The following is a 17806-nucleotide window of genomic DNA, read 5'->3' on the forward strand; positions in this document are numbered from 1 at the left end:
AAACAGGTGCTCACTGTAATTATTTTATTGTTGTAAACTCTTCATTTAGTTTTCAACAATTCTTTATCGTATTCCTCAATCTGTTTTAATAACTCTTCCGGCACATCTTTGTCCTGATTTATCAAAATCATGGCTTTGATCCTATAAGGATTTTCAGTTTCGCCATCAACATCATGACCGGTGATAACAGTATGTTTCTCACCAATCTTCTCTAGTCTCTCAAACTTTATCTTTCTTTTATTCATTTCTTCTGGAGTAATCTTCTTCTCCGAACCTGGGGCAATAAAAGGTAGAGGTTTTGATACGGTGTTATTCTGTTTCTTTGTCATTTTCATTTACCTATTTTATCCCGTCAAGCTGCTTCTTAAACTCCGGAATAACATCAAATACAATATCGCAGATTATTGTCCAATTGGTATTTTCATAATCATGAACTAATCTATGGCGAAGTCCTGATATTTTTGCCCATGGAATATCTGAGTTCGTTTCCTTAAACTCCTTGCTCAGATAATATGCATGCTCACCTATGTTATATAGCGGTGTTGTTAAAGTCCATCTTATTGTTTCATCTTCTAAAATTTTGTCTCTTGTAAGCCCTGAACTGGTAACATATTCCTGAAGCTTTGAAACTGTTACTTTTATTTTTTCAATTCTCTGCTCGTCAGTATACTGCATTTAAACCTTTACTCCGTCCTTAAGTATATTTCTAAAAAACTCTGAGTTTCTATCTATCTCACGTTCCTCATAAACATCAACTTGTTTGCCCGAGATGTCATAGAGTTCATCAGCTATACAGAATACATCTGTCGGATCAAAATATTGTCCTCCAATGATCATCACATCAATATCAGAGTCCTCTGTAGCATCTCCTCTTGCATAGGAACCAAAAATAACAGCCCCATCAGCTGAGTATTTCTCAACAAGTGACCTGACCATATCCTTTATTTCTTTGATTGAATACTTGGTAGCTATCATCATAGCCCTGTTCCTCATAATAATTGTTGACGGACTTCTTTTGTGACTTCATTATAACATTTTTTCAATTATTATAATATATTCACGAACCCCCCTTACTCTTCGAACCAGTTATTAATCTATATAAGTCTTTATTGTTAGTTAGCTTTAAATACCATATCTACCTTACCCTTCATATTAAGCCACATTTTAAATGGTTCGGCTTTTTTTGAAGGAATAGACTGAATAATTCTAAGGAGTTGCTCAGTATTTGCCACGTCAGCTTTATACCTTTTCCCATCTTTAGGAGACTTCATTTTCAGTTGGTTACAATTTGTAACCAACTGATTTCCTTCCTCCTTAAGCCTGCTTTTTAGCACTTTCCAATAGTCACGAGCTCCATCAAAGGTCTGCTGCTCAGTTAACACACCCACCACATGGCTTTGTTACTTTTTGTTCGTACTATGCCGTGGCAGACGAATAGGACACAAATGGTCCTAGGGCCATCCGTTCAGGATATGGGTTGCCTAACTGAATTTCTTCAAATATAATTATCAGGAAAACGCTAACTTGGGGGAAAAAGTAAATATGAAGACTAAAAGTAACAGATTCTTACAACTTATTGGCTGTATTGTTATGTTGGCAGTAGGTTTTTTCCTGATGTCAGACATAGATACACTAATATCCAAAAACAACGGTAGTCTGGAAGACTACAATGCTGCTCTTTCCATTAACAACAATGAAGATATCGAGGATGGCTACTATCAGGTTACTATAGACGCAGTTTTTACCTGCTTTGCTACTGAAAGTTCTGGAAGCACTCCGTCAAGCTGGTATTACGCAGTTTGGCTTGATGATGATTCAATCGCTATCCTGACTACAGACGACAAAGAAACAGTTAAAGAACTTGACAGAATATGCGATGATACCTGGGCATATCTCAATTATGAGGCAGACAGCTTTACATTAGAGCCTTGTACACTAGACATAAGCGCATCCGAGCTTATAAAAGACAGTGAACTTGGTATCATGTACAAGCAGTCACTTGAAAAACTCGGCATTACTGATGACAATTTCAGGATCAGATACTCAACACTAAGTACAAAGCCGGTTGACGATCTATTAAGCAATGTGATCATTGGTGCTGTGATCTTTCTTATCGGCCTAGTATGCACGATAGTTATATTATCTATGATCATGAAAGAAAGAGAAAATAAGCTAAGTGGTTTTGATACTCCCGTGATGGCAGATGCCGATTATTCTCAGCCTATGACTCCACTTGTCACAAAATCTGAAGCCAGAAAAAGAATGACTGATTCAATTATCAGGAAAAGCTATAACTCGATGATCAAAAAAGCTGCTTTTTGCCTGGTTGCAATCATTGTATGCATCGCAATTCCCGGCGGAATGCTTATATATAACCAGCACTATTCGGCTATAACAAACGGTTCAGTAAATCGCTTCGATATGACAAACACTGATGGCATCGATAATGTCAAAAACAACGATGCTGCAGAACTTGTAATAACCAAAAGCCCTTCTATGATTTATTCCTATAATGATAACAATTATTATCTTGTAGAAAATGAACACAGCTTCATCGCTATAATGGACAACGAACAATATACTGAAGCTGATACTTCAGTTAAAAACACAGGAAGTTACAAGCTTGTCGGTTACCTTGAAGCTCCTTCAAACGAAATAAAAGGAAAGCTAAAAGACTACTTTGCTATTAACTCTGATGAATATGACGCTACTTACGGCAAATACATGCTTCATGTTCAAAATGATTATAATGGCAGCGGTTTTCCTATAGAAAAAATAGAAACTACCGCGATCTTTTTTGGTATTATTGCTATTTTCCTTTTATACTTTGGAATTGATTACATTGTAAAATCAGGGCTGATGCTTAAAAAATTAAGCTATCTTTCAGATGCATCCTATGCACAGATGGAAAAAGAACTTGAGGCTCTGGGAGTCCGCAAATATCCTCAGAATCTGTATCTCACTGAGAATTACATTGTGCTTCTTCACTCATTTTCAGCATATAAAGATAACAGCAAAAAGGAAAATGACAGCTTGTTTATTAACTATCATGACATAACATGGATGTATCCAAGCAATATGACCCAGTATGGAAAAACTGTCAACTCAGGGATAACCGTGTATAACAAAACTTTTGGAGCAGTATCTATCCTGTCGCTTCCTACCAATGACTTTAATCAAAATATGATAAATGAAGTCTATAATATCATAAGTCAAAAGAATCCTAATATTTTGCTTGGATATAATGATGAAAATCAGAAAAGAATTGGAGCTTAACAGCTAAAAAAATCCTTTGTCCGGTGTATTTTTTATAAGCACACCGGCACAAAGGATTTTTTACTGTTCTAATTTAAGTTCAAAATGGGCCGTTAATCCCGTCCCTCTACCCCCAGTGCCATAACTTCGCCATAGACCATCACTGCATTTCTTACGCACTCTTCGCAAGGGCAAAGTGGCTTACCATCTGTAACGGTCTTAAGATCTCTGCACTTTATGGCACCGCATCTTCTTCCGAACTCTTCCTGGAGCTGTCTTGTTTTGGCAAGAGTTCCTTTTCCCTCAGTTTTCAAGCCTGTGATCATTCCGGCTCCGATAAGTGCTCCGCAGGTAGCCTCCATGTTTCCCATTCCTGCACAAAATCCTGCGGTTAACTGGCAAAGCTGCTCATCGGTAAGCTTTGTCTCATCAGCAAGTGCCACAGCTACTGACTGCGCACAGTTGTACATTCCGGATGTTTTCATTTCTACAGCCTTTGCTGCTCTTTCCTCTATAGTCATAATCTTTATCCTCTCTTCTCCTTAATCTTACAGATTCCCTGTGTCATTGTTCCCATTGGACAAAATGAACACCAGGTTCTCTCTTTATATAATGCCATAACAATAAGCCCAATAAGTGTTGATGTAAGCATCAGACTGTAAAACCCAAAGCCAAACTGAGCTACCCAATCAGGGAATATAGATCCATTATAAGCCCATTTCCACGGCACTTTAAAGGTCCAGAACAGTTTTATTGCCTTTCGCAAAGACTCAGCACCTGAAAATACCAGATATGTCTGAAATACCATTGTACCAAACATTGTTAAAAAGAAGGCCAAAAATCCATATCTAAACCACGTCGATGAAATCCACGCCGGAGCCTGTTTTCTTCTGGAACACTTCAAATTTCTTCCAAGAACCCAGAACAGCTGGCCTCTTCCACACATATGATTACAAAACCACTTATTTCCACCGGCTATTGCAAATATCAGAGGGAGTATGAAATCAATCATACCAAGCCACGCAAAAAGAATATTAAAAAAGCCAAGCGCAAAATAAATAATTGTCCATATCCAAAGATAATCATACCAATTTTTCTTCTTATTTTTTGCCATTAGAAACCTCCATAACCTTTACAGAACCTGCAGGACAAGCGCCCTCACATATTCCACAGCCCACACATTTGTCATGATTGATCACTGCGTAGCAGCCTTTGAATATGCTGATCGCATCCCTTGGACACTCTTTAGCACAGACTCCGCAGGCAACACATCTGTTAATATCATTAACAGCCTTTCTCATCTCCTACTTTCCTTTCTTTTTTCATAAAAAATACTTGTTTTTTTCAGCCAATGCTTATATTGTATTAGGTATAAAAAATATATCAAGTACGCAGATTATATGTATCTGGTAAGGAAAAACATACTATGAAAAAAGACGCAAAAAAAGAGCCTTTGTGCAACAGTATTGCAGGCGAAGGCTGTGGATTAAAAAAAGTTATTAACATAGTCGGTGGAAAATGGAAGATCATGATCCTATGTGTCATCGATAATAATGAGACAGTCAGATATGGCGAGCTAAACCGCTCTATTGCAGGCATCACCAATACAATGCTTGCCAATTCTTTAAAAGAGCTTGAGAAAGATGGCCTCGTAGAAAGAAAAATGTATGACGAGATGCCTGTCAGAGTTGAGTATACCCTCACTGATAAGGCAAGAAGCCTTATCCCCATTCTTCTCGAACTGAAAAAATGGGGTGAAGACAATCTCTAACGTAATGCGCATATACTAAGCTAATTTAGCGCATTCAAAAAAGCTTTTGCACACTTTGCTGCCTACAACCATTAATCATCTACTTTAACAGCAAACATAACAAAGAACAGGTCATCTTTCTGAGTGCAGGTGGAAAGAGTAATTATCTTGTCATCAACAGTTGGCTCTATTCCTGTGTCAATGTAGGTCTTATACTCTATCGTATCAAGAAACTCACGCATTCTGGATGTGTTGTCGCCACAAACATCGTAGATGTATGAATTTTTGGGAACATCCATAAAAGCAAAGAGCATATATCTGCCACTTCCCTCAGGAGTTATGATCTGGAAATATTTGTGATCATCTAAAAAGCCAAGGTCCTCTTTATAATTCTTAAGCGCACCAAACATGCTTCTGTCCCGCATATTGTGACCATAGATTATAGTATTTGAATCCGAGAAATCAGCTGATGATCTGTAATCAAGGAAAATAGCTCCTGTCTCTGAGTCATTTCCATCAGCATCCTCTATGGCATATTTGGAATTGTCCTCTGCCTGCATGATTGGATAACTGATCAGATCATCCTCAAACTTTATCCAGCCAACAGCCTCTGTATGTGCCTTAATAAACTCTGAAATACCACTATCCACATATAAAGAAGCTGTGCTCTCTAATGAAGCTGCTGCATCAGCATTTTCTAAGCTTGTTTCACTAACTGCTGAATCTACATTTTCCATACTTGTTTCACTAACTGCTGAATCTACATTTATCAGACTCTCTTCGCCAGATGCCTCATTCGAAGCTTCAACCGTAGCTTCCTGCAAAGCCTCCTCTACAACTGACATCTCCTCAGAAGCAGCCACTACAGAGCCTTCCTCAGGAGTTTTAGATTCAACACTTGCAAGATGTCTTGCCGAAATCCCTATGACGATCAGAACAACAACTACTGCCAAAAGAATTTTGTAATGCCTGCAAATATTCTTCATGATACTTGCAAGAAATATCAGAATTATCTCAATCCATATTATAAATGGAGCAATCTTCCTGTGTTTATTATTAAAATCCTTAATCTTACTCAAAAAACTCTGCATAACTCTTATCCCTATCTTTAAAACATATACCGAATGATTCTATCTAAAAATCGATGTAGAAGTCAATATGTTTTTAGTAAAAAAGGCCACAAAAATCCACACGTAGCGGTGCAAAGCCTCTGCCACGTGTGGTAGTTCATTTACATTAAACCTTTGCTATAGCCCCTTTGGGTATTGGGCAATTGTAGCCATCTTTGGTCCTTTCTTTTAATTCCGAAAGGCTTTCCTTTAATATATCTTCATTTTCAAAAAGATCTATCGCTGTGGCCGCAAGCACCTTTCCTGCGTGAAGAAGCGCCTTTTTTCCAATGGAAGTGCCGCCACATGCAACATTCTGCCAGCTATGTCCCGGGCACCCATTAGGCCAGGATGTTACATGAATCTGCACAGTAGGACAATTGTAGCTCACATCTCCAACATCAGTTGATGAAGCTTCAAAAGCGTCTCCCATGAAATGCGGTAACAAAAAGTCATTCATATAAGAACCATTTTCTTTCCTAAGCGAAGCAGCTTTTTTGGCATATTCTTCGTCAAAAGAAGCCCCAATACCTGGATTTTTATCGCTGCCTTCATAGGTTAAAGCTATTTCTTTTGCCAATTTAAGCTCCTCATCAGTATGAACAGGAACTCCCAATTCTGCAAAATTCTTATATGCTACCTTCTCCAGACTTCTATTGGTAACTGTATCGGACATGCCATCTATAAAGGTTCTCTCAACTGTTGTATCAGTCATAAGGGCTGCGCCCTCTGCAATCTTGTCTACTCGCTCTTGAAGTTCCAGAGCCTCTTTTACATGATTGGAACGCACCATATAAAGTACCTGTGCTCTTGCCTGAACAACGTTAGGGCTCATACCACCTGCATCTGTTATGGCATAATGCACTCTCGCCTTATCACTCATGTGCTCTCTTAAAAACTGAACACCAATATTCATCAGCTCCACAGCATCCAGAGCGCTTCTCCCCTTTTCAGGTGCAGCAGAAGCGTGAGAAGATACTCCCTTAAATGTGTATTTCACCTGGATACAGGAATTGGACGAGCCTGTAACAACCTCGTTGCAATCTGAAGGATGCCAGGTAAGAGCGGCATCTAAAGTACTCCATACACCATCTCTAGCAAAAAAGGCCTTCGAAGCGCAGCCCTCTTCTCCAGGACATCCATATAAAATAACAGTTCCCTCACGGCCTGATTCCTTAAGATATTTCTTTATTCCGATAGCCGCAGCCATAGCTCCTGCGCCCAAAAGGTTATGCCCGCATCCATGTGCTGAACTATCCGATGTTATACTGCTTTCAAGCTTTTCTATATCAAGATGTTCTTTCTTTTCCACATTACACTTTGGGATTCCTGAAAGGGCATCATACTCTGCCAAAAGCCCTATTACAGGTTTTCCTCTGCCAAAAGAGGCCATAAAGGCCGTTGCGATACCGCTCAAGCCTTTTCTGACCTCAAATCCTTCATCTTCCATGACCTTGCAATACAGATCGCAGGACTTATACTCATTTAGCGAAAGTTCTGCATAGTCCCATATTTTATCAGCCACATCATATATAAGTTTTTCTTTTTGATCTATTGCTTCTAATGCAATTATTTTATTCTTATTCATCATCAGGTCCCATACATCCGGTAATTTGTTATACGCATTTACAGCACTTTTCCCAAAAATTCCTGGAGTCTTGGGTGCTTAGGATGCTCAAAGATCTCAGTAGGAGTGCCCTGTTCAAGAAGTTTTCCGTCAGCCATAAAAAGAACTCTGTTTCCTACTTCTCTTGCAAATCCCATCTCATGAGTTACAACAACCATTGTCATTCCCTCTGACGCAAGCTGTTTCATAACATCAAGTACCTCACCGACCATCTCAGGGTCAAGAGCTGATGTGGGTTCGTCAAAAAGCATAACCTCCGGTTCCATCATAAGAGCTCTTACGATAGCGATACGCTGTTTCTGACCACCGGAAAGCTGAATCGGATAAGCGCCTGCTCTATCTTCAAGTCCAACTCTTTTTAATAGCTCTAAGGCCTTCTTTTTGGCTTCCTCTTCCGGAACTTTTTTTACCTTTACAGGAGCAAGGATCATGTTATCCATGATAGTCATATGAGGGAAAAGATTGAAATGCTGGAATACCATTCCCATCTTCTGTCTGTGAAGATCCATGTCCACCTTTACCCACTTGCCGGATTCGTCTTTATATTTTTTCTTGGTTATATCAACATCGTCAAAAATGATAGCGCCACCTGTAGGCTCTTCCAAAAGATTCAGTGAACGAAGGAATGTTGATTTACCACTTCCTGATGGTCCGATAACCACCATCACATCACCTCTGTCTATATCTACAGTTACTCCGTCAAGAGCTTTGATAGCTCCACCATTATAATGTTTTTCAAGGTCTATTACCTGAATAAGTTTATCTTCTGTCGCCACGGCTCATTCTCCTTTCAAAATATGCTATGAGCTTACTTGTTGGGAAGCACAGGCAGAAATAAATTGCTGTTGCTACAAGCAAAGGCTCTATAATTATGAAAGTAGCGCCCCTTACGGCATTAACAGCTGACATAATGTCCTGAACACCGATTGTGTAGGTAATAGCTGACTCTTTAATAATTACAACAAATTCATTTGCGATTGCAGGAAGGATATTTTTGATAGCCTGCGGCAAGATGATATATCTCATATTTTGCATCTGGCTCATACCAAGAGATCTTGCAGCCTCAGTCTGTCCCCCGTCAATTGACTGAATTCCTGATCTCATTATCTCGCAAAGATATGCACCTGAGTTCATCCCAAGAGCTACAACACCCGGGAAAAATCTCTCAAACTTGATAAATCCCAAAAATGTGAAACTTGGAAGTGTTATAAGAGAACCAAAAACTCCATAATAGATGATTGCAACCTGAACAATAACAGGAGTAGATCTCAGAATCTCAACATATGCAGTTGCAAGAAAACTAAGAGGGTTGAACCTGCTAACGGCAGGAAGAAATCCCTTTTCCCTCTGGTGTCCTTCTTTATCAAGCCCCAAAAATGCAAACGGGTAAAAATGTGACATTCTCATGCCTGATAAAATAAGTGCCAATACAAAACCAATAGCCACTGTAAATAATGAAAGCATTACAGTGACTACCATACCCTGCCAGAACAGGCTGGCATAGGGAGAAATCTTAGAAAAATTTTCCGCTTTAATAAAACTATCCATATTCATCCTTACTTTTGTGTGGGCAAAACACTCTACTAACGTTCTGCCCACACATATTTTTATAATTTATTAGTTATCAAGAAGTCCCTCAATGATTTCGCCACTTGCCTGCTCATTTGCAGTTGCAACAAACTCATCCATCTTACCACTCTCAATAGCGCTCTTGATTGCTTCATTTACAGCTGCCTTAAGAGCATCATTACCCTTTGATACACCGATTGCAGATCCTTCTGCTCCTTCATAAGGAACGTCAAGTACTACACAAAGATCAGGATAATTCTTGGCGTAGCTCTCAGCAACAGCAGTCTCAATGTATGCACCATCAAGCTTACCTGCGATCAGCTCTGCTACGATATCTGTTACCTTTGTGAGTTGGATGATATCTGCATCAGGGCTGTTTGTCTGTGCAAGGTCAACCTGAATTGAACCTGTCTGTGCACCAATCTCAAGTCCTGCAGCGTTTACATCAGCAAGGCTTGTGAACTTATCCTTATTAGCCTGTGTGCAAACAAATGACTGTCCACCTTCATAATAGATATCTGAGAAATCCATGATTGATTCACGCTTTGGATCAGGTGAAAGGCCTGCAACACCAAGGTCAACTGCCTTAGTCTGAAGTTCCATCAAAACACCATCAAAATCAACCGGAACAACCTCAAGCTCAAGTCCAAGATAATCTGCAATGTACTGAGCAAGGGCGATATCAAAACCTGCAAGCTGTGGAGTTCCGCTCTCATCTACTGCATAGAACTCATATGGAGCAAAGTCAGGTGAAGTAGCTACTGTAAGCTTTCCTTCTGTAACTGTAGAAATACCAGACTTAGCTGAATCAGTACTCTCATTTGTTGTAGCTGATGAAGATCCACATCCTACTGCAAGGATTGCCATCATTGATGCCATAACTAAAGAAATAATTTTCTTTTTCATAATTTTCCCTCCTGTATGCATATATGATATTGGAATATGCATTTTAATAACCGTTTTTGTATTTTTATGCATTAATCATGTATAAATAATAATACACTTGATGTTTTTTATCAATAGTAAATTAAAAGAAAATTAAATTCTTGATAGCTTATCATAATTACGATAACATTATTATATAACACTGATAATTACATTTCTAACAAATTAGGTGGAATATAGTAAATGACTAATAAAAAGGAAAAAGAAACCCTGATCCATGATTCAGGTCTTATCGAAGATAAACGAGTTCAAAAATCGAGAATATTTGTCGCCTTATGCCAGATTTTTTCAATTATTCTGATATTTCTCGGCATAATGGCTATTTTTGCTAAATAAGGAGCTGCGAAAATGGAAGATTCTAAAAGAAGAATGTATGAAGTCCTTGAGGCTTCCCATACCGGAGACTCTTCGTCCAAAGCATACGACATGCTTATGACAACTTCAGTTATCGTAAGCCTTATTCCTCTTACGCTCAAAACAGAAAATATCTATACAATATATATAGATATACTTACATTTTTAGTTCTTTTGATAGATTACTGTGCAAGGCTCTATACTGCTGATTACAAAATGGGATACAAAAGTGTCAGTGCTTACATAGCTTATCTTTTTACTCCACTTGCCATATTTGATTTTCTGTCTCTTATCCCAATCCTATATGTTATCTGGCCTGTAAACACGTCTCTAAAGCTCCTTAGGCTTTTTAGGGCTTTCAGAGTCATAAAGCTGGTTCGCTATTCCAAAACAATGGTCGTTATCTCAAATATGTTAAGGAAGGTAAGGAAACAACTTGGAGCAGTTCTCATCCTTATTGTAATCTACATATTCATTTCGGCTATGCTGATCTTCCAGCTTGAATCAGCTCTTTTCAACAATTTCCTTGATGCTCTGTACTGGGCAACAATATCAATCACAACCATTGGCTATGGCGACATTTCTCCCGTCACCACTGCAGGAAGAGTCATAACCATGATATCTGCCCTTGTTGGCATGGCTGTCATTGCTCTTCCTACCGGTATTATCAGTGCGGCCTACATGGATGAGATCCGCAGAAAGAAATCCAAATACGAATTATAAGATCACGGCGATTTCAAAAAGTCTTTTATATTAAACTCTTTGCCGGTTCTATCCTCATATATTTCAGAAAAACTCTTACCCTGGTCCTTGGGATCAAGGTCGACGTTTTGTGCATGGACTTTCCATGAACTGTCATCTGACAAAAACTGATAGGCAATATTGTGCTGAAGCCATTCATATGCCATATCCTCTGCAGTCCTGTAAGACTCCATATCACTGCCATGTATCTGATGAACACTAATAAGTGCCTCACATATAATAGTCATATCTTCAGTATTGTTTATCTTGTAAGAATCGTAAATTTTCCAATTATCCGTGGTATAGACTGCTGAAAAATCTTCACCATCATAGGTAAAAAGATAATTCTTGCCATTTCCATCCGTATCACGAAGATTTATATCTGAAGGTTCTGAAAGTATACCGCCTTGGACCGCTGTAGATGCTGCATCCGAAGAATCAGAAAGCGTGTCTATGCTGTCTTCTTTCAAAACTACATCATCAGCATCTTTTTTAGAAGCTTCCTCTCCTGCTTCAAGGCTGTTATATAACTGTTCAAAGCTAAGCTCTGCTCCGGCAATGTCTTCCTCTGGCACCTGTAAACTGCAACCACTAAGAAAAACTATAAATATTGAACTAAGTAAAAAGAATTGTTTTTTCATCATACTCAAGATTATACCTTCATATATCATGAAATCAAGAATCTGCATTTATTCCCTACCACAATTCAGTTGACATTTGTCTTGAAATATAATAACTTATCCAAGTAATTAATTTTTATTAATTATGGAAAAAAGTATGAAAAAAGGGGAAAAATCAAATGTCAACACTTGCTTTACTTGCAGTACTTCCTGCAATCGTTCTGCTCGTTGTTATCTACAGAGCTGATAACATCGAGAAAGAGCCATTTTCACTTATGGCCAAAGTTTTCGGACTTGGTGCTCTTACAACAATCAGCGCCATGATCTTAGAAGAGATAGGATTGTATATTCTGTCATTCTTCTTCTACACACCAAATGCACTTTACACATTCTTTGAAATGTTCTGCGTTGTTGCTCTTGCAGAGGAAGCCGGAAAATATTTCGTGCTTAAAAAGGCTACCTGGAAAAACAAAGAGTTCAACTTCTCATTTGATGGAATAGTTTATTCTGTTTGTGCTTCACTTGGTTTTGCCACACTCGAAAATATTCTCTACGTATTCCAGGGCGGTTTTTCAACTGCTATAATGCGTGCTATCACTGCTGTTCCTGGCCACTGCATCTTCGGAATCTTCATGGGTATCTACTACGGTATTGCCAAGGGTTGCGAGCTTAGAGGCGATGAAAACGGCAAGAAGCTCAATCTGAAAAAAGCTCTTCTCGTTCCTATTTTCCTTCATGGCTTCTATGATTTCAGCTGTTCACTTGAATATGATGGAATGTTCCTTGTATTTATCCTTCTTGAGATATTCATGACAGTTAATGCGATCAAGATGGTAAAAAAGATGTCAAAAGAAGACAAACCACTTAGTCCTGATGTTCAAATGGCTGCTCCTGCAGTAGATTCAGTCGGATCAGTTGCTCCTGTAGTATTTCCTGAAAACATTCAGCCTGCTGTAGAAAATGCTGCAACTGTAACACCTGAATTTGCTACAGCAAATACTCAGTCAGCCCCTGTAAATGTTCCTCCGGTAAACCCTAATCCGGTTTTTACCGCTGATAGCATTGATCAGTCAACAAACGCATAAATTAGCCAAAAAGAAACGCTTGCCACACGCATGTAGCAAGCGTTTTTATTTTTTACTTTTAGTTCGCCGGAATGAGATCTCTGTACCAGCGCAGTGCTCCAAGGTATGCCTCATAGATCTTGTCCATATCCAGGTTTTCAAGAACCATTATTCTTGAAACTTCCGTCCAGTCAGCATCCTCATATGACTTAATAAAATGTAAAATCTTGGCATAATCGCCCTCACCATCCAAAAGAGCTGCTCTTACATTTTTAGGAACAACAACCATATCAAGAGCTTCCTGCATAGGCTTATCAAGCATAATATCAAGCGCAGAGAAAAGGCCCATGATAAAGAGTTCCGGAGCCATAATGGAAAGCTCAAAGCTTTCAGAGAGGTTCTCAGCAAATTTAGCCCTTATCATAACAAGTCTAGTGATCTCCGACGGCTTATCAGCGCAGAGTTCCTTAGTAACTGCTGTATTTATCCAACGCTTTAGTTCTTTTTGTCCCATCATGGCAGCTGCATGCCTGATAGATGTGATCTCCGAATTAAGAGCCATCCTGTTTACAATCTCCAAAAGAGAAATAACAAGCGCAGGGTCCTTTCCGATGACATCAGCAGCTTCTGTAAGATCAAAGTCAGGGTTATTTACAACATTTAAAAGCTCTATATAAGTTGCCTTCAAAGGACTGACTTCTGTCTCTGATTCCTTTACAGGCATTCTAAAGAATCCGCCCTCATAAAGGTCATATCCACCGTCTTTTGTAAGCTCATCATATTCTTCCTGAGTATCAACATTAACGGCGCACAGCTTTATATTTGGATAAACCGAGCTGAAATAGAGCTTGGCTTTATCAATATGTATCTTGGCATGATTAAGCAGAATGTAATCGCACTTACTTAAGATTTCTCTGTAGGGTTCAAAACTTGCAATCGGAAGTTTACGCATAGCAAGCTTGTACCCCTGACTCTTCAGCTCTTTTACCCTTCTGATAAACTGCTCCTCCGGAAGGATCGTATTATCCATCAAAAGAACTACCTTTTCAGCAGGCACAGTACACTGAAGAGAAATCTCAGAGAAAATAGAAAACTGATTGATGGGGACAAATACTTCCTTTCCACCGGAAAGTGTGGCAACGCCCATGCTGCTTACAACTTCAAGCTCATGGATGGTGCCTGCGCCGTCATATCTGGCGCCTCCTTCAAATCCAGGATTCAGGAAGTGGTTTTCTTTTCTCGCGAAAACTGAATAGGCACAAACCGACATTTTATCGTCAAATAAAGGAATTAATGTAGCAAGCATTATCCGCTCCTTTCACGTGCGCATAACAATCTCCCACTCACTAATATTGTACCCCATCATTTGGAATATACCAATTATATTTTTATAAAATTACGTTTATTACTTATCTCTCGTAGGTTGTCTTATCGATAATGAACTTAGGTCTTCCCTTCACTTCCTCATAAATCTTGGAAATGTAAAAACCAATTACTCCAAGTCCCATCATGATGACTGAAGATGTAAAGCACTGAAGAATAATTACTGTAGTAAAACCGGCTCTGGCATTGCCCAAGAAATACTGAACAAGAGCCTCTACGCTAAATGCAAGTCCTACAAAGAAAACCAAAAATCCAAGTATTGTCACTATCTGCATAGGAGCAGAGGTGAAAGAAGAAATATTGGTAACGGCGTATTTAATAAGTGACCTTGTGCTCCACTTGGATGTTCCGGCCTCTCTTTCTCTTACGTCATACTCTACTTCCGTGCTCTTAAACCCTATCCATGATGAAAGAGCTCTAAAGAAAGCATTTTTTTCTCTCATGTTGAGAAGAACATTGATAGCCTTTCTGTCAAGAAGCTTAAAATCAGATGCTCTGGACATATCAAATCCAACCGCATCACTCATGATCGCATAAAAGCTCTTGGCAGCAAACTTATGAAGTGCACTCTCTGTGCCACGGCTTGTTTTTACGCCCTCAACTATTTCATAGCCCTGTTCCCAAAGTCTGTACATCTCAACAATCTTTTCCGGTGGATGCTGAAGATCACAGTCAATAACCACGCAACAATCGCCTGTAGCCTGTGATAATCCGGCAAAAACAGCAGATTCTTTTCCAAAGTTTCTTGAAAAACACACTCCCTTGACGTTCTTATTCTGAGAAGCAGCCTCCTCAATGATCTCCCAGGTTCTGTCTTTAGATCCATCGTTTATAAACAAAAGTTCATGCGCTATATTTGCGTCGTTCAAAATCCCATCAATAGTACTGACTGTTTTAGGGATGATCTCTTCTTCGTTGTAAGCTGGAATAATAACTGAAAGCACCTATAAATCCTCACCTTATGTATATTTTTGTCTATCTTTTTTTCGCACTGTATTATATCATAATTATGAGGGTAATTCTATAAATCTAAAGAATAGGGGGGATTTTATATGAGTCAGAATGAAATGCTGGCTATGATTCTTGCCGGTGGGCGCGGAAGCAGATTAAAAGATCTGACTACAAAAGTAGCCAAACCGGCTGTCTATTACGGCGGAAAATACCGCATCATTGACTTTCCACTCAGTAATTGTGCTAACAGTGGCATCGACGTTGTCGGAGTTTTAACGCAGTATGAATCTGTACTGCTAAACAGTTATGTAGCACAGGATGGTCGTTGGGGCCTTGACTCCAAGGACAGTGGTGTATACGTTCTCACGCCTCGTGAAAAAGCTGATGAGGGCCTTGATGTCTACAGAGGAACCGCAGATGCAATCTCTCAGAACATTGATTTTATCGATGCATACAATCCGGAGTATCTACTCATTCTCTCCGGCGATCACATTTACAAAATGAATTATGCAAAAATGCTGGCATACCACAAGGAAATGAATGCGGATGCTACTATTGCCGTGCGCGGTGTTCCTATGAAAGAAGCCAGCCGCTTCGGCATCATGAACACAGATGGCAAAGGACGAATAATCGAATTTGAGGAAAAGCCTGCAAAGCCAAAGAGCAACCTGGCTTCTATGGGTATATACATTTTCAGTTGGAAGCTTCTTAGAAAGATGCTGGTGGAAGATATGAAAAATCCTGAATCCGACCACGATTTTGGAAAAGACATCATTCCAAGAATGCTTAATGAGCACAGAGGTCTTTTTGCTTATGAATTCAGCGGCTACTGGAAAGATGTTGGAACTATCGATTCTCTTTGGGAAGCAAACATGGATCTTCTCGATCCCAAGAATGAACTGAATCTAAACGATTCTTCATGGCTCATATATACAGAGGATATCTCAACTCTTCCTCAATATATCGGCAAAGAGGCAAAGGTTAAAAAAGCCTACATTACACAGGGCGTTCAGGTTGAAGGTTCAGTTTCAAATTCAGTTCTTTTCACCAATGCTGTTGTCAAAAAAGGTGCTAAAGTAATAGACAGTGTGCTGATGCCCGGATCAGTTGTTGAAGAGGGCGCCGTAGTTACAAGAGCGCTTGTTGCTGAAAATGTTAAGATTGGAAGAAAAGCAAAGGTTGGTTCAAAGACCAGCGAAAACATAACGCTTGTTGCAAAGAATGTGAAAGGAGGTAACAAATAATGGCTAAAGCATTTGGAATTGTATCCTCCGCAGATAATACTATATATGTTGATGGCCTTCAGGACTACCGCCCTATCGGATCTTTCTCATTCCTTGGAAGATTCAGGGTTGTGGATTTTCCAATTTCCAACATGAGTAATTCTGACATCAACAGGATTCAGGTCTACCTGCAGTCAAAACCTAGATCTCTTTGCGAGCACATCGGATCAGGAAGACATTACAACATAAACAGTAAAAGAGGTAAGATACAGCTTCTTTTTTCAGAAAATACCTCTTCACGTTCAATCTATAACAACGACATCTCTGCTTACAAGGCAAACCTCGACTACATCCAGCGTATGCACGAAGAGTATGTTATTGTTGCTCCAAGCTATATGGTTTACAAGCAGGACTACCGTCAGCTCCTTGAAAGCCACATAGCATCCGGAGCTGAGATAACTGTTCTATACCACAAAGTAGAGAACGCCAGGAAATACTTCAAAGGCTGTCACACAGTAGTTCTAAATAAGCAAAAGGGTGTTCAGGCAATCGAGAAGAATCTCGGAACAGCCAGCAACAAGAATATCCTCATGGATACCTATTGTATGAGAAAAGAGACATTTATTGAGCTTGTACAGGATGCAAGCTGGATGTCATCAATCTACACTCTTCCTGATATCATCAATCTCTACTGCAAGCAGATGGATGTCAGAGCTTACCAGCACAAGGGTTACTTTGCAAGTCTTACAAGCCTTGATGATTATTACCATGCATCAATGGAACTTTTGGACTACAGTATAGCAAGTGATCTTTTCAAGGCAGACTGGCCAATATATACCAGAACTACAGACTCCTGCCCCACTCAGTATTTTGAGACAGCTAAAGTCACAAATTCTTTTATCAGTAATGGTTGTCTTATCGAAGGAACAGTTGAAAATTCGATCATAGGCCGTGGCGCTGTAATAGGAAAAGGCGTTACTATCAAAAACTCAATCATCATGGCCTATTCTGAGATTTCAGACAACATCCGCATTGAAAATGCCGTTGTAGATAAATGGGCTAAGATTGTAAATGCCAAGAATATCATTGGCACAGAACTTCAACCACAATACATTAAAAGACGCGATATTCTCTGATATAGAATCGAGTAGGCTGATTCCTACTCGATTCTGCACACAGACATTCCGCACTTTGTGCTCCATGTCCTTACGACCG

22 protein-coding genes are annotated in these 17806 nt (G+C 39.4%); 7 read left to right on the top strand and 15 right to left on the bottom strand.

Features of this window, described 5'->3' with window-relative positions:
* Window positions 1–41 precede the first annotated feature (41 nt).
* The 4 genes from C4S54_RS09045 to C4S54_RS09060 all read right to left on the bottom strand — a co-directional run bounded on the left by C4S54_RS09045 (window position 42) and on the right by C4S54_RS09060 (window position 1382).
* Window positions 42–335, bottom strand: coding sequence for a hypothetical protein (locus C4S54_RS09045; RefSeq protein ID WP_103869244.1), 294 nt, complete (start codon window positions 333–335; stop codon window positions 42–44).
* A 4-nt stretch (window positions 336–339) separates the two neighbouring features.
* Window positions 340–675 carry a HepT-like ribonuclease domain-containing protein gene (locus C4S54_RS09050; RefSeq protein WP_103869245.1) on the bottom strand — a complete coding sequence of 112 codons (336 nt, stop codon included), beginning with the start codon at window positions 673–675 and terminating at the stop codon, window positions 340–342.
* The gene (locus tag C4S54_RS09055; RefSeq protein WP_242973770.1) at window positions 676–978 is read right to left on the bottom strand and encodes a nucleotidyltransferase family protein; all 303 of its coding nucleotides are present in this window, start codon (window positions 976–978) and stop codon (window positions 676–678) included. It abuts the gene before it with no gap.
* Window positions 979–1112: 134 nt separating this feature from the next.
* A complete protein-coding gene (locus tag C4S54_RS09060; protein ID WP_330405645.1) occupies window positions 1113–1382 on the bottom strand; it encodes a BRO family protein in 270 nt (89 codons plus the stop codon).
* 160 nt (window positions 1383–1542) lie between these two features.
* Here C4S54_RS09060 and C4S54_RS09065 point away from each other — a divergent pair, with 160 nt between their 5' ends.
* Window positions 1543–3276, top strand: a complete 1734-nt coding sequence (locus C4S54_RS09065) for a DUF6709 family protein (RefSeq protein ID WP_103869247.1) — start codon at window positions 1543–1545, stop codon at window positions 3274–3276.
* Between the two features lie 92 nt (window positions 3277–3368).
* On the opposite strand, the gene C4S54_RS09070 is transcribed toward C4S54_RS09065, so the two are convergent.
* Genes C4S54_RS09070 through C4S54_RS09080 form a run of 3 tightly spaced genes read right to left on the bottom strand, consistent with a single transcriptional unit; the run spans window position 3369 to window position 4556 of the window.
* Entirely contained in the window at window positions 3369–3776 is a 408-nt protein-coding gene (locus C4S54_RS09070) for a C-GCAxxG-C-C family protein (RefSeq protein ID WP_103869248.1), read from the bottom strand.
* Between the two features lie 5 nt (window positions 3777–3781).
* Entirely contained in the window at window positions 3782–4369 is a 588-nt protein-coding gene (locus C4S54_RS09075) for a 4Fe-4S binding protein (RefSeq protein ID WP_103869249.1), read from the bottom strand.
* Entirely contained in the window at window positions 4356–4556 is a 201-nt protein-coding gene (locus C4S54_RS09080; protein ID WP_103869250.1) for a 4Fe-4S binding protein, read from the bottom strand. Before C4S54_RS09080 ends, C4S54_RS09075 begins: the two co-directional genes overlap by 14 nt.
* Before the next feature lie 125 nt (window positions 4557–4681).
* On the opposite strand from C4S54_RS09080, the gene C4S54_RS09085 reads away from it, so the two are divergent.
* Complete coding sequence (locus C4S54_RS09085; protein WP_103869251.1) at window positions 4682–5026, top strand: winged helix-turn-helix transcriptional regulator; 345 nt, start codon at window positions 4682–4684, stop codon at window positions 5024–5026.
* 71 nt (window positions 5027–5097) lie between these two features.
* Here C4S54_RS09085 and C4S54_RS09090 read toward each other — a convergent pair whose 3' ends face one another.
* The 5 genes from C4S54_RS09090 to C4S54_RS09110 all read right to left on the bottom strand — a co-directional run bounded on the left by C4S54_RS09090 (window position 5098) and on the right by C4S54_RS09110 (window position 10216).
* The gene (locus C4S54_RS09090) at window positions 5098–6096 is read right to left on the bottom strand and encodes a class B sortase (RefSeq protein ID WP_103869252.1); all 999 of its coding nucleotides are present in this window, start codon (window positions 6094–6096) and stop codon (window positions 5098–5100) included.
* Window positions 6097–6241: 145 nt separating this feature from the next.
* On the bottom strand, window positions 6242–7702 hold the full coding sequence (locus tag C4S54_RS09095; RefSeq protein ID WP_103869253.1) for an amidohydrolase: 1461 nt from the start codon (window positions 7700–7702) through the stop codon (window positions 6242–6244).
* 38 nt (window positions 7703–7740) lie between these two features.
* A complete protein-coding gene (locus C4S54_RS09100) occupies window positions 7741–8517 on the bottom strand; it encodes an amino acid ABC transporter ATP-binding protein (RefSeq protein ID WP_103869254.1) in 777 nt (258 codons plus the stop codon).
* Window positions 8501–9289, bottom strand: a complete 789-nt coding sequence (locus C4S54_RS09105; RefSeq protein WP_103869255.1) for an amino acid ABC transporter permease — start codon at window positions 9287–9289, stop codon at window positions 8501–8503. Before C4S54_RS09105 ends, C4S54_RS09100 begins: the two co-directional genes overlap by 17 nt.
* 69 nt (window positions 9290–9358) lie before the next feature.
* On the bottom strand, window positions 9359–10216 hold the full coding sequence (locus C4S54_RS09110; protein WP_242973771.1) for a transporter substrate-binding domain-containing protein: 858 nt from the start codon (window positions 10214–10216) through the stop codon (window positions 9359–9361).
* Window positions 10217–10438: 222 nt separating this feature from the next.
* Here C4S54_RS09110 and C4S54_RS16005 point away from each other — a divergent pair, with 222 nt between their 5' ends.
* Window positions 10439–10591, top strand: a complete 153-nt coding sequence (locus C4S54_RS16005) for a hypothetical protein (protein WP_022774186.1) — start codon at window positions 10439–10441, stop codon at window positions 10589–10591.
* Window positions 10592–10603: 12 nt separating this feature from the next.
* Window positions 10604–11332 carry an ion transporter gene (locus tag C4S54_RS09115; RefSeq protein ID WP_103869256.1) on the top strand — a complete coding sequence of 243 codons (729 nt, stop codon included), beginning with the start codon at window positions 10604–10606 and terminating at the stop codon, window positions 11330–11332.
* Window positions 11333–11334: 2 nt separating this feature from the next.
* Here C4S54_RS09115 and C4S54_RS09120 read toward each other — a convergent pair whose 3' ends face one another.
* A complete protein-coding gene (locus C4S54_RS09120) occupies window positions 11335–11994 on the bottom strand; it encodes a hypothetical protein (RefSeq protein WP_146059977.1) in 660 nt (219 codons plus the stop codon).
* A 155-nt stretch (window positions 11995–12149) separates the two neighbouring features.
* On the opposite strand from C4S54_RS09120, the gene C4S54_RS09125 reads away from it, so the two are divergent.
* A complete protein-coding gene (locus C4S54_RS09125; protein ID WP_103869258.1) occupies window positions 12150–13055 on the top strand; it encodes a PrsW family intramembrane metalloprotease in 906 nt (301 codons plus the stop codon).
* A 58-nt stretch (window positions 13056–13113) separates the two neighbouring features.
* On the opposite strand, the gene C4S54_RS09130 is transcribed toward C4S54_RS09125, so the two are convergent.
* Together C4S54_RS09130 and C4S54_RS09135 are read right to left on the bottom strand one after the other, a co-directional pair.
* Complete coding sequence (locus tag C4S54_RS09130) at window positions 13114–14340, bottom strand: EAL and HDOD domain-containing protein (protein WP_103869259.1); 1227 nt, start codon at window positions 14338–14340, stop codon at window positions 13114–13116.
* A gap of 103 nt (window positions 14341–14443) precedes the next feature.
* Window positions 14444–15361, bottom strand: coding sequence for a glycosyltransferase family 2 protein (locus C4S54_RS09135; RefSeq protein ID WP_103869260.1), 918 nt, complete (start codon window positions 15359–15361; stop codon window positions 14444–14446).
* A 108-nt stretch (window positions 15362–15469) separates the two neighbouring features.
* Between C4S54_RS09135 and C4S54_RS09140 the strand changes: the two genes are divergently transcribed.
* Both C4S54_RS09140 and glgD read left to right on the top strand, forming a co-directional pair.
* Window positions 15470–16612: a glucose-1-phosphate adenylyltransferase gene (locus C4S54_RS09140; protein ID WP_103869261.1), complete on the top strand. Its 1143-nt coding sequence runs from the start codon at window positions 15470–15472 to the stop codon at window positions 16610–16612.
* The gene (glgD, locus tag C4S54_RS09145; protein ID WP_103869262.1) at window positions 16612–17727 is read left to right on the top strand and encodes a glucose-1-phosphate adenylyltransferase subunit GlgD; all 1116 of its coding nucleotides are present in this window, start codon (window positions 16612–16614) and stop codon (window positions 17725–17727) included. Before C4S54_RS09140 ends, glgD begins: the two co-directional genes overlap by 1 nt.
* Window positions 17728–17806 lie beyond the last annotated feature (79 nt).

The sequence above is a fragment of the Butyrivibrio sp. Su6 genome (genome assembly GCF_900108105.1).
Taxonomy (GTDB): Bacteria; Bacillota; Clostridia; order Lachnospirales; family Lachnospiraceae; genus Butyrivibrio.

Excerpts from the sequence above, each read along its gene's own strand:
- C4S54_RS09045 (WP_103869244.1), bottom strand. The coding sequence starts at position 335 with ATGAAAATGACAAAGAAACAGAATAACACCGTATCAAAACCTCTACCT.
- C4S54_RS09050 (WP_103869245.1), bottom strand. The coding sequence starts at position 675 with ATGCAGTATACTGACGAGCAGAGAATTGAAAAAATAAAAGTAACAGTT.
- C4S54_RS09055 (WP_242973770.1), bottom strand. The coding sequence starts at position 978 with ATGATGATAGCTACCAAGTATTCAATCAAAGAAATAAAGGATATGGTC.
- C4S54_RS09065 (WP_103869247.1), top strand. The coding sequence starts at position 1,543 with ATGAAGACTAAAAGTAACAGATTCTTACAACTTATTGGCTGTATTGTT.
- C4S54_RS09070 (WP_103869248.1), bottom strand. The coding sequence starts at position 3,776 with ATGACTATAGAGGAAAGAGCAGCAAAGGCTGTAGAAATGAAAACATCC.
- C4S54_RS09075 (WP_103869249.1), bottom strand. The coding sequence starts at position 4,369 with ATGGCAAAAAATAAGAAGAAAAATTGGTATGATTATCTTTGGATATGG.
- C4S54_RS09080 (WP_103869250.1), bottom strand. The coding sequence starts at position 4,556 with ATGAGAAAGGCTGTTAATGATATTAACAGATGTGTTGCCTGCGGAGTC.
- C4S54_RS09085 (WP_103869251.1), top strand. The coding sequence starts at position 4,682 with ATGAAAAAAGACGCAAAAAAAGAGCCTTTGTGCAACAGTATTGCAGGC.
- C4S54_RS09090 (WP_103869252.1), bottom strand. The coding sequence starts at position 6,096 with ATGCAGAGTTTTTTGAGTAAGATTAAGGATTTTAATAATAAACACAGG.
- C4S54_RS09095 (WP_103869253.1), bottom strand. The coding sequence starts at position 7,702 with ATGAATAAGAATAAAATAATTGCATTAGAAGCAATAGATCAAAAAGAA.
- C4S54_RS09105 (WP_103869255.1), bottom strand. The coding sequence starts at position 9,289 with ATGGATAGTTTTATTAAAGCGGAAAATTTTTCTAAGATTTCTCCCTAT.
- C4S54_RS09110 (WP_242973771.1), bottom strand. The coding sequence starts at position 10,216 with ATGAAAAAGAAAATTATTTCTTTAGTTATGGCATCAATGATGGCAATC.
- C4S54_RS16005 (WP_022774186.1), top strand. The coding sequence starts at position 10,439 with ATGACTAATAAAAAGGAAAAAGAAACCCTGATCCATGATTCAGGTCTT.
- C4S54_RS09115 (WP_103869256.1), top strand. The coding sequence starts at position 10,604 with ATGGAAGATTCTAAAAGAAGAATGTATGAAGTCCTTGAGGCTTCCCAT.
- C4S54_RS09120 (WP_146059977.1), bottom strand. The coding sequence starts at position 11,994 with ATGATGAAAAAACAATTCTTTTTACTTAGTTCAATATTTATAGTTTTT.
- C4S54_RS09125 (WP_103869258.1), top strand. The coding sequence starts at position 12,150 with ATGTCAACACTTGCTTTACTTGCAGTACTTCCTGCAATCGTTCTGCTC.
- C4S54_RS09130 (WP_103869259.1), bottom strand. The coding sequence starts at position 14,340 with ATGCTTGCTACATTAATTCCTTTATTTGACGATAAAATGTCGGTTTGT.
- C4S54_RS09140 (WP_103869261.1), top strand. The coding sequence starts at position 15,470 with ATGAGTCAGAATGAAATGCTGGCTATGATTCTTGCCGGTGGGCGCGGA.
- glgD (WP_103869262.1), top strand. The coding sequence starts at position 16,612 with ATGGCTAAAGCATTTGGAATTGTATCCTCCGCAGATAATACTATATAT.